This is a genomic window from Caulobacter sp. HMWF025, from assembly GCF_003060965.1.
Taxonomy (GTDB): domain Bacteria; phylum Pseudomonadota; class Alphaproteobacteria; order Caulobacterales; family Caulobacteraceae; genus Caulobacter.
The window spans coordinates 1-7,712 of sequence record NZ_QAII01000046.1; the positions used below are offsets into that span (position 1 = coordinate 1).

A 7,712-nucleotide genomic window follows, 5' to 3' on the forward strand; every position below is an offset into this window, starting at 1 on the left:
GCCCCATAGGGGGAAGACCAGATCGGCACGCTTCATCTTCCCCCTAAGGGGGAGGAGCGCCGCAGGCGCGGAGGGGGCGAGTGACTCCGTCCAGGTCCCCTAAGCCCGCCCCGCCTGGACGGACAGGTGATCGGCCGAGATGCCCAGCTTGGCCAGGGCCCGGGTCCATTTGTGCTCGTGGTCGTCGTCGAACAGCAGGGCCTCGTCGGCGTCGCAGATCAGCCAGATATTGTCCCTGACCTCCTGCTCGAGCTGGCCGGGGCCCCAGCCGGCATAGCCGAGGGCCAGGATCGAGCGGCGCGGGCGACGGATCCGGCTGCCGATGGCGTCGAGGGCATCGCGCGTCGCCGTCAGACCCAGGCCGTCGGCCAGGTGCAGGGTCGATTCGGGTGAGTTGAAGTCGTCGGTGTGCAGCACGAAGCCGCGCTCCAGCTCGACCGGGCCGCCCAGCAGGACCAGATCGTCGAGGGTCTTGTGCTCGGACGGAACCCCCAGCCGGTCCAGCAGTTCAAAGACGGTCAGGCCCTCGACGGGACGGTTGACGGTCAGGCCCATCGCCTGGTCGGCGTCATGGGCGCACAGATAGAGCACGGCGCGCTCGAAGCGCTCGTCCTCGATCCCCGGCATGGCCACCAGCAGGCGTCCGGCCAGAAAATCCGCTTCGTCAGGTGAGGTGCGGTTCATGGTCAGAGGATCGGGACAGAAGACGACGGTTTCAAGTCAAACCTGACGCTTGGCGATGGGACTTTCGCCCTATATTCGAGTTCCGCACTCTCATTGGACAGGACAAAGACCCATGGCGATCAAGGTTGGCGATACTCTTCCCGCAGCGACGTTCATGACCAGCACCGCCGAAGGGCCTGCGCCGGTCTCGACCGACGATCTGTTCAAGGGCAAGACCGTCGCGCTCTTCGCGGTCCCGGGGGCCTTCACCCCGACCTGCTCGGCCAAGCATCTGCCGGGCTTCAAGGAACATGCGGCCGAGTTCAAGGCCAAGGGCGTCGACACCATCGCCTGCGTCTCGGTCAACGACCTCTTCGTCATGAAGGCCTGGGGCAAGGATCAGGGCATCGACGGCGAAGTGCTGCTGCTGGCCGACGGCAACGGCGACTTCACCAAGGCCCTCGGCCTGGAATTCGACGGCAGCAAGTTCGGCATGGGCCTGCGCTCGCAGCGCTACTCGCTGATCGCCAAGGACGGCGTGGTCGAGACCCTGAACGTTGAAGAAGGCGGGGAATTCAAGGTCTCGTCGGCCGACTACATGCTGGGTCAGCTGTAGGGTTCAACGATCGAAAAATGCCCTGTCATCCCGGGTCGGCTACGCCGCCCGGGATGACAAGTAAAAAGAGAGGCGGTGGAGCAATCCACCGCCTCTTCCATATCAAGCCCCCAGAACCTCCGGCGTCAGCGCCGCAAGGTCTGCCGCGCCCAGCTTGACGCCCGCGACCTGTCCCGGCACCTGGGACAGCACCGCCTCGGCATAGATCCGGGCCAGGGCTCGCTTGCTGTCGGCCCAGGCTGCGTCGGCTTCGATGGCTGCGCCGAGCGCGCCCTTGGCCAGCATCCAGCCACCCACGACATCTCCCAGCAGCTTCAGATAGGCCGTGGCCCCTGACAGGGCGTCGGGCATGGCCCGGGCGCGACGTTCGATCAGCCAGGCGGTGGCATCGGCCGTCGCATTGAGGGCGGTCTCGAGGCGGGTGCCGATCAGGCCAAGCTCTGCAGCCTTCAGCTGGTCGATCGTATCGCGGATGTCGTCCATCAGGTCGCCGATCGCCTGGCCCTCGCCGAGGGCGAGCTTGCGGCCGACCAGGTCGATGGCCTGGATGCCGTTGGTCCCCTCATAGATCGGGGCGATGCGGGCGTCGCGATAGTGCTGGGCCGCGCCGGTTTCCTCGATGAAGCCCATGCCGCCGTGGATCTGGACACCGTCCGAGGCGACGGCCACGCCGATGTCGGTGGACCAGGCCTTGGCGATCGGGGTCAGCAGTTCCTCGCGCAGCCGCGCGGCGACGCGCTCCGGCTCCGTTGCGCCGTGGCTGGCCAGATCGGCGGCGACGGCGGTGGACAGACAGAGGCCCCGGGCGGCCTCGACCCGGGCCTTCATCAGGACCAGGGTGCGGCGGATGTCGGGATGGTCGAACAACGGCGCGGAGGCCTCGCCGGTCCAGGCCGAGCGGCCCTGGCGGCGCTCCAGCGAGAAGGCCAGCGCCTGCTGGTAGGCGCGCTCGGCAATGGCCACGCCCTCGGTGCCGACCTGCAGACGCGCGGCATTCATCATCGTGAACATGTGGGCGAGGCCCGAGCCCAGCCGGCCGACCAGTTCGGCCTTTGCGCCTTCGAACAGCATCACGCAGGTGGGCGAGCCGTGAATGCCCAGCTTGTGCTCCAGCCCGCCGACCCGCAGGGCGTTGGCCTCGCCCAGGGTACCGGCCTCATCGACCACGACCTTGGGGGCGAGGAACAGCGAGATGCCCTTGACCCCCGGAGGGGCATCCGGCGTCCGGGCCAGAACCAGGTGGACGATGTTGTCGGCCACATCGTGATCGCCCCAGGTGATGTAGATCTTCTGGCCGGTGATCTTCCATCCGCCGTCGCCGTCCGGTGTGGCCACGGTGGTGATCGAGGCCAGGTCCGAGCCGGACTGCGGCTCGGTCAGGTTCATGGTCCCCGTCCACTCGCCCGAGACCATGCGGGGCAGGTAGAGGGCTTTCTGGCGGTCCGTGCCATGCTGGGCCAGGGCCGCTATGGCCCCCAGGCTGAGCATGGGGCACAGGCCGAAGGCCATGTTCGCGGCGTGCACCATCTCGTAGGTTGCGACTTCCAGCGTCTTGGGCAGGCCCTGACCGCCATGGGCGGTGGCGGCCGCCAGGCCAGTCCAGCCACCGGCGGCAAACTGGCGATAGGCCTCGGCAAAGCCCGGTGCCGCGCGGACCACGCCGTTTTCCAGCTTCGCCCCGACCAGATCGCCCTGACGGTTCAGCGGGGCCAGGACATCAGCGGCGAACAGGCCGGCCGCCTCGAGCACGGCGTCCACGGTATCGGCGTCTGCCTCCGGGAAGGCCGTGGCCAGGCGGTCGAAGCCGGCGGCGTGGCGGAGCGAGAAGGCGATGTCGCGGACGGGGGCGCGGAAGGTCATGACCGGCGAAACTCCAGGGTACCGGTCCCTCTGTAGGCCCGGTCGCTCCGTCCGCCAAGCCGAGCCCCGGGGCGGGGCGCGGCAGGCCGGACGAGGCCTCGTCTCACGCTTTCGTGATCCTGCCGCCCTTTATCTGAACTGAAGACACCCTAAGTCGTTAGAACCGTAACCGATGCTATGACAGTTTGGAGACTCTTTCCGATGGCCCGTCCCTTCGCCTATGCCGCCCTTGCCGCCGCGCTGCTTTCGGCACCCGCCGCCATGGCCGCGCCGGGCGTCTCTTCGACCAAGCCCGCCGACCTGCCCGCCGGCAACTATGTCCTCGACAAGACCCACGCTTCGCTGACCGCCAAGCTCAGCCACATGGGCTTCTCGGGCTACACCCTGCGCTTCACCAAGCTGGACGCCAGCTTCAGCTATGATCCCAAGACCCCGGAAGCGGCCAAGATCAGCGTCACGGTTGACCCGGCCTCGATCGACACGGCCACCGGCGGCGACGCCTTCGGTCTGAAGTTCAACAAGGAACTGGCCGGTGACGGCTGGCTGGAAGCCGCCAAGTACCCGACCATCACCTTCGTTTCGACCAAGGTCGATGTCGGTGACGGCCACAAGGGCAAGGTGACCGGTGACCTGACCTTCCACGGCGTGACCAAGCCGGTCGTGCTGGATGTCACCTTCAACGGCGTCGGCTCGGGCTTCGCGCCGGGCAGCGTCAAGACCGGCTTCTCGGCCTCGACCACGATCAAGCGTTCGGAGTTCGGCGTCGGCAAGTACGTGCCGCTGGTCGGCGACGACGTGACCCTGAACGTCGAAGTCGAATTCGACCGCAAGTAAGACGGCGGGCGGCTGTACGTCGCGCCGTTCCGTCCTAAGCTGAAGATGAGGCGGTCGCCCGCGTGGCGGCCGCCTTGTTTCGATCACTCGACGTCTGGAGAGCCCGCATGGCTGCGTCGCGGACCCGCTACACCATCGTAGCGATCGTCATTCACTGGCTGATTGCCGCCGCCATCATCTTCCAGATCATCCTGGGCTGGCGGGCCGGAGACGGGCCCAAGGGGCCGACGACGTTCGCCCTCTTCCAGCTTCACAAGTCGATCGGCATCACCATCCTGCTGCTCAGCCTGGCCCGGCTGGGCTGGCGGCTGTTCAACCCGCCACCGGCCGCCCCCGAGGGCCAGCCGAAGTGGGAAAAGACCGCTTCGCACCTCGTGCACATCGGCTTCTACGTGATCATGATCGGCCTGCCCCTGACGGGCTGGATCCTGGTCTCGGCCAGCAAGACCAACATCCCGACCCTGCTGTTCGGGACGATTCCGTGGCCGCATCTGCCGCTGATCCCGGAACTGGCCCCGGCGGCCAAGCATGTCTGGCACGAGATCGGCGAGATCGGTCATGAGGTACTGGTCAAGGTCACCTATCTGCTGCTGCTCCTGCATCTGGGGGCGGTGGCCAAGCACCAGGTGCTCGATAAGGACGGGGTGTTCGGCAACATGGCGCCCGGGGCCAGGGCGGGCCTGAAGGAGCCCCGCGCCTGGCTGGCGGCTGCCGGTCTGGTGGCGGTCATTGCCGCCGGCTATCTCTATACGCCCGCTGCCAAGCCCAAGGCGGCTCCAGCGGTGGCCGAGGCCCCCGCGCCGGTCCCCGCTGCCGCCCCTGCGGCCCCGGCCGCTCCGGAGGCCAAGCCGTCTGACCCCACAGCGGCCGCGCCCGTCGAGGCTCCGGTCCTGAAGGATCCGGTCGCCTGGACGGTGACCAAGAGCTCGACCCTGGGCTTTACCGCCACCTGGTCGGGCGAGGCCCTGGAAGGCAGCTTCACCCGCTGGACCGCCGACATCCTGTTCTCGCCTGAGGCTCTGGACCGCTCGAAACTGACCGTCAGCATCGACATGGCCTCGGCCAGGACCGGCGATGACCAGCGTGACGCCAGCCTGCCGGGCGATGATTTCTTCGCCACCGCCGCCCACCCCAAGGCCACGTTCACGGCCAGCACGTTCCGCAAGACCGGCGAGGGCAAGTATATCGCTGACGGCACTCTGGACCTGCGCGGGGTCAGGAAGCCGCTCAGCCTGCCGTTCAGCCTCAAGATCGACGGCGACACGGCCACGGCGCGCGGTGTAACCACCCTGGACCGGACCGTGTTCGGGGTTGGACAGGGCGAATGGGCGAGTACGGATCAGATCGCGGCCAAGGTGAAGGTCAGCTTCGCCCTGACCGCCAGGACGAAATAGGCGAGGCGGCCCGGGCCCTGGCGTCCGGCGGGCTGGTGCTGCTGCCGACCGAGACCGTCTATGGCCTCGGGGCCGATGCGGCCGACCCGGCGGCCGTAGCGGCGATCTTCGAGGCCAAGGGCCGGCCGCGCTTCAATCCGCTGATCGCCCATGTCGCGGATCTGGAGACGGCCGCCCGCATCGCCGTGCTGGATGAGCGGGCGATAGCTCTCGCCCGCGCCTTCTGGCCCGGCCCCCTGACGCTTGTTGCGCCGATCCGCGATCCTGCGGCCGTCTGCGACCTGGCCCGGGCCGGTCTCGACACGGTGGCGATCCGTATTCCTGGACACCCGCTGGCCCGCGCCGTGCTGGCGGCCTTCGGCGGGGCGGTGGTGGCCCCCTCGGCCAATCGCTCGGGCCGGCCCAGCCCGACCACCCATGCCGACGCGATGGGCGAGACCGGCACCCGCTGCGCCGCGACCCTGGACGGCGGCCCCTGCGCGGTCGGGCTGGAATCCACCGTCGTCGCCGTGCTCGACGGCCCGCCGCGCCTGCTGCGTCCCGGAGCCGTGACCCGCGCCCAGCTGGAGGCCGTGGTCGGTCCGCTGGCCGAAGCCGATGACGACGCCAAGCGCTCGCCCGGCCGGCTGGCCCTGCACTACGCCCCTGACGCGCCGGTCCGGATCGACGCTGCCGGGCCACAGGTCGGCGAGGCGTTTCTGGCCTTCGGGCCCTGGCCGGACGGGGAGGGCGTGTTCAATCTCAGCCCGACCGGCGACCTGGCCGAAGCGGCGGCCAACCTGTTCTCCTTCCTGCGGGCCGCCGATCGGACGAAGCCGGTCGGCATCGCGGTGGCGGCCATCCCCCTCGAGGGCCTGGGCGAGGCGATCAATGACCGGCTTAGACGCGCGGCCGGGTTCGTGGGATAGAGGCCGATGAAATTCAAGATCATGTACCTCGAGGACAAGTCCAAGGGCCTGAATGGTCCCGCGCGCATCGGGCGGGTGGGGTCGTCCAAGACCGGAGAGACCCTCTACTATGCGGGCCGCGCGTTCGAGGCCCTGCGCAATTCGGGCCTGAAGGCCAATTTCCGCGACCTGGAAACCGGCCAGCCCTTCTGGATCGCCAAGGCCCGCAAGGACGGCGGTGACCGGCTCTACAAGGGTGCCGGCGAGCCGGCGGTGATCGACGAGGACGTGCGCGAGGAATACTGGGCCAAGATCCGCGGCGTGCCCGATCCGGATCTAGGCCAGGGCTGAGCGAACGTCGGTCAGCGGAAAGTCATCGCCCTTGTACAGCAAGGGGGCGTCGAGGGACTTGGCCAGGGCGTAGGCGAAGCAGTCGCCCATGTTGAGGCCGGCCCGATGCACGCCCTTGCCCCAGCGCAGATAGGCTTGGAGAGCTTCCCGTTCGCCAACGAGGCTGGACGATACTATGTCGAGGTCGCCGAGCCAGCGATGATACTCGTCTGCTGTGAAGCGTTTTTCCCGCAGCACGAGGATAATCCCGGCCTCCATCAAATTGATGGGTGTTGCCAGCAGGGCGTCTGTTTGCGCTATGACCAGCTCGAACGATGAACGTTCGGGTTCCGCCAGCGCCATGGCCACGAGAGCGGAAGCGTCCACTACGACAGTCACAGATTATCGATCTCTGATATGCCCGTCGGCCACAGCGCATCCCATTCTGCTTTGGACACAGGAGTCGATGGTAACTTGTCCAGCCCCGTGGCGCGGCGAAACCGGTCAGTGGCCGCTCTGATTTCCTCAAGGGACTTTTTGGGGCGTTGAGTATTGTTTTCGGCCCTTAAGGCCTGGTCCAGAGCCTGGTCGATCGCTGCGGTCAGGGTGGAGCCGCGGCGTTGGGCGAGTTCGCGCACCTTGCGCTCGGTCTCGGGATTCTTGATGAAGATGCCCATGGCGGGATTCCTGCGGTATATAAACAAGTATATCCTATTTCCGATCCTTCACGAAGCCTATCCTCCACCCCCATGACCAACCCCGTTCCCGCAGACGTCGTTTCCCGCCTCAAGGCCGTGCTCGGCGAGGGCGGCTGGAGTGAGGACCCCGCGCGCCTCGAGCCCAAGCTGATAGAGTGGCGCGGACGCTGGCGGGGCCAGACCCCGCTGCTGGTCCTGCCACGCACGACCCACGAGGTCGCCGCGGTGGTCGGCATCTGCGCCGCCGACGGCGTGGCCATTACCCCGCAGGGCGGCAATACCGGCCTCGTCGCTGGCCAGATCCCGCAGGGCGAGATCCTGCTGTCGACCGAGAAGCTGCGGGCCGTGCGCGATGTCGACGGGCTGGACGATGCCATGGTGCTGGAGGCCGGTGTCACCCTGGCCCAGGCCCATGAGGAGGCGGCCAAGG

10 protein-coding genes are annotated in these 7,712 nt (G+C 67.8%); 6 read left to right on the plus strand and 4 right to left on the minus strand.

Annotated elements, in window-relative coordinates; all coding sequences use genetic code 11:
* Window positions 1-99: 99 nt before the first annotated feature.
* Complete coding sequence (locus DBR10_RS05835) at window positions 100-684, minus strand: YqgE/AlgH family protein (RefSeq protein ID WP_108504039.1); 585 nt, start codon at window positions 682-684, stop codon at window positions 100-102.
* A 112-nt stretch (window positions 685-796) separates the two neighbouring features.
* Between DBR10_RS05835 and DBR10_RS05840 the strand changes: the two genes are divergently transcribed.
* A complete protein-coding gene (locus DBR10_RS05840) occupies window positions 797-1,279 on the plus strand; it encodes a peroxiredoxin (protein WP_108504038.1) in 483 nt (160 codons plus the stop codon).
* A 102-nt stretch (window positions 1,280-1,381) separates the two neighbouring features.
* On the opposite strand, the gene DBR10_RS05845 is transcribed toward DBR10_RS05840, so the two are convergent.
* Window positions 1,382-3,139, minus strand: a complete 1,758-nt coding sequence (locus DBR10_RS05845; RefSeq protein ID WP_108504037.1) for an acyl-CoA dehydrogenase — start codon at window positions 3,137-3,139, stop codon at window positions 1,382-1,384.
* A 201-nt stretch (window positions 3,140-3,340) separates the two neighbouring features.
* Here DBR10_RS05845 and DBR10_RS05850 point away from each other — a divergent pair, with 201 nt between their 5' ends.
* The 4 genes from DBR10_RS05850 (at window position 3,341) to DBR10_RS05865 (ending at window position 6,605) form a co-directional block, all read left to right on the plus strand.
* Window positions 3,341-3,973, plus strand: a complete 633-nt coding sequence (locus tag DBR10_RS05850) for a YceI family protein (protein WP_108504036.1) — start codon at window positions 3,341-3,343, stop codon at window positions 3,971-3,973.
* A gap of 107 nt (window positions 3,974-4,080) precedes the next feature.
* On the plus strand, window positions 4,081-5,367 hold the full coding sequence (locus DBR10_RS05855) for a YceI family protein (protein WP_108504035.1): 1,287 nt from the start codon (window positions 4,081-4,083) through the stop codon (window positions 5,365-5,367).
* A complete protein-coding gene (locus DBR10_RS05860) occupies window positions 5,298-6,275 on the plus strand; it encodes an L-threonylcarbamoyladenylate synthase (RefSeq protein ID WP_108556206.1) in 978 nt (325 codons plus the stop codon). The genes DBR10_RS05855 and DBR10_RS05860 overlap by 70 nt, the downstream gene beginning before the upstream one ends.
* Window positions 6,276-6,281: 6 nt before the next feature.
* Window positions 6,282-6,605 carry a 1-deoxy-D-xylulose-5-phosphate synthase gene (locus tag DBR10_RS05865; protein WP_108504034.1) on the plus strand — a complete coding sequence of 108 codons (324 nt, stop codon included), beginning with the start codon at window positions 6,282-6,284 and terminating at the stop codon, window positions 6,603-6,605.
* Here DBR10_RS05865 and DBR10_RS05870 read toward each other — a convergent pair.
* A complete protein-coding gene (locus tag DBR10_RS05870) occupies window positions 6,591-6,971 on the minus strand; it encodes a type II toxin-antitoxin system VapC family toxin (RefSeq protein WP_233243293.1) in 381 nt (126 codons plus the stop codon). The genes DBR10_RS05865 and DBR10_RS05870 overlap by 15 nt on opposite strands.
* Window positions 6,972-6,979: 8 nt before the next feature.
* Complete coding sequence (locus DBR10_RS05875; RefSeq protein WP_108489608.1) at window positions 6,980-7,261, minus strand: type II toxin-antitoxin system VapB family antitoxin; 282 nt, start codon at window positions 7,259-7,261, stop codon at window positions 6,980-6,982.
* Window positions 7,262-7,333: 72 nt separating this feature from the next.
* On the opposite strand from DBR10_RS05875, the gene DBR10_RS05880 reads away from it, so the two are divergent.
* A partial coding sequence (locus DBR10_RS05880; RefSeq protein WP_146187823.1) for an FAD-binding oxidoreductase occupies window positions 7,334-7,712 on the plus strand: 379 nt, incomplete at its 3' end.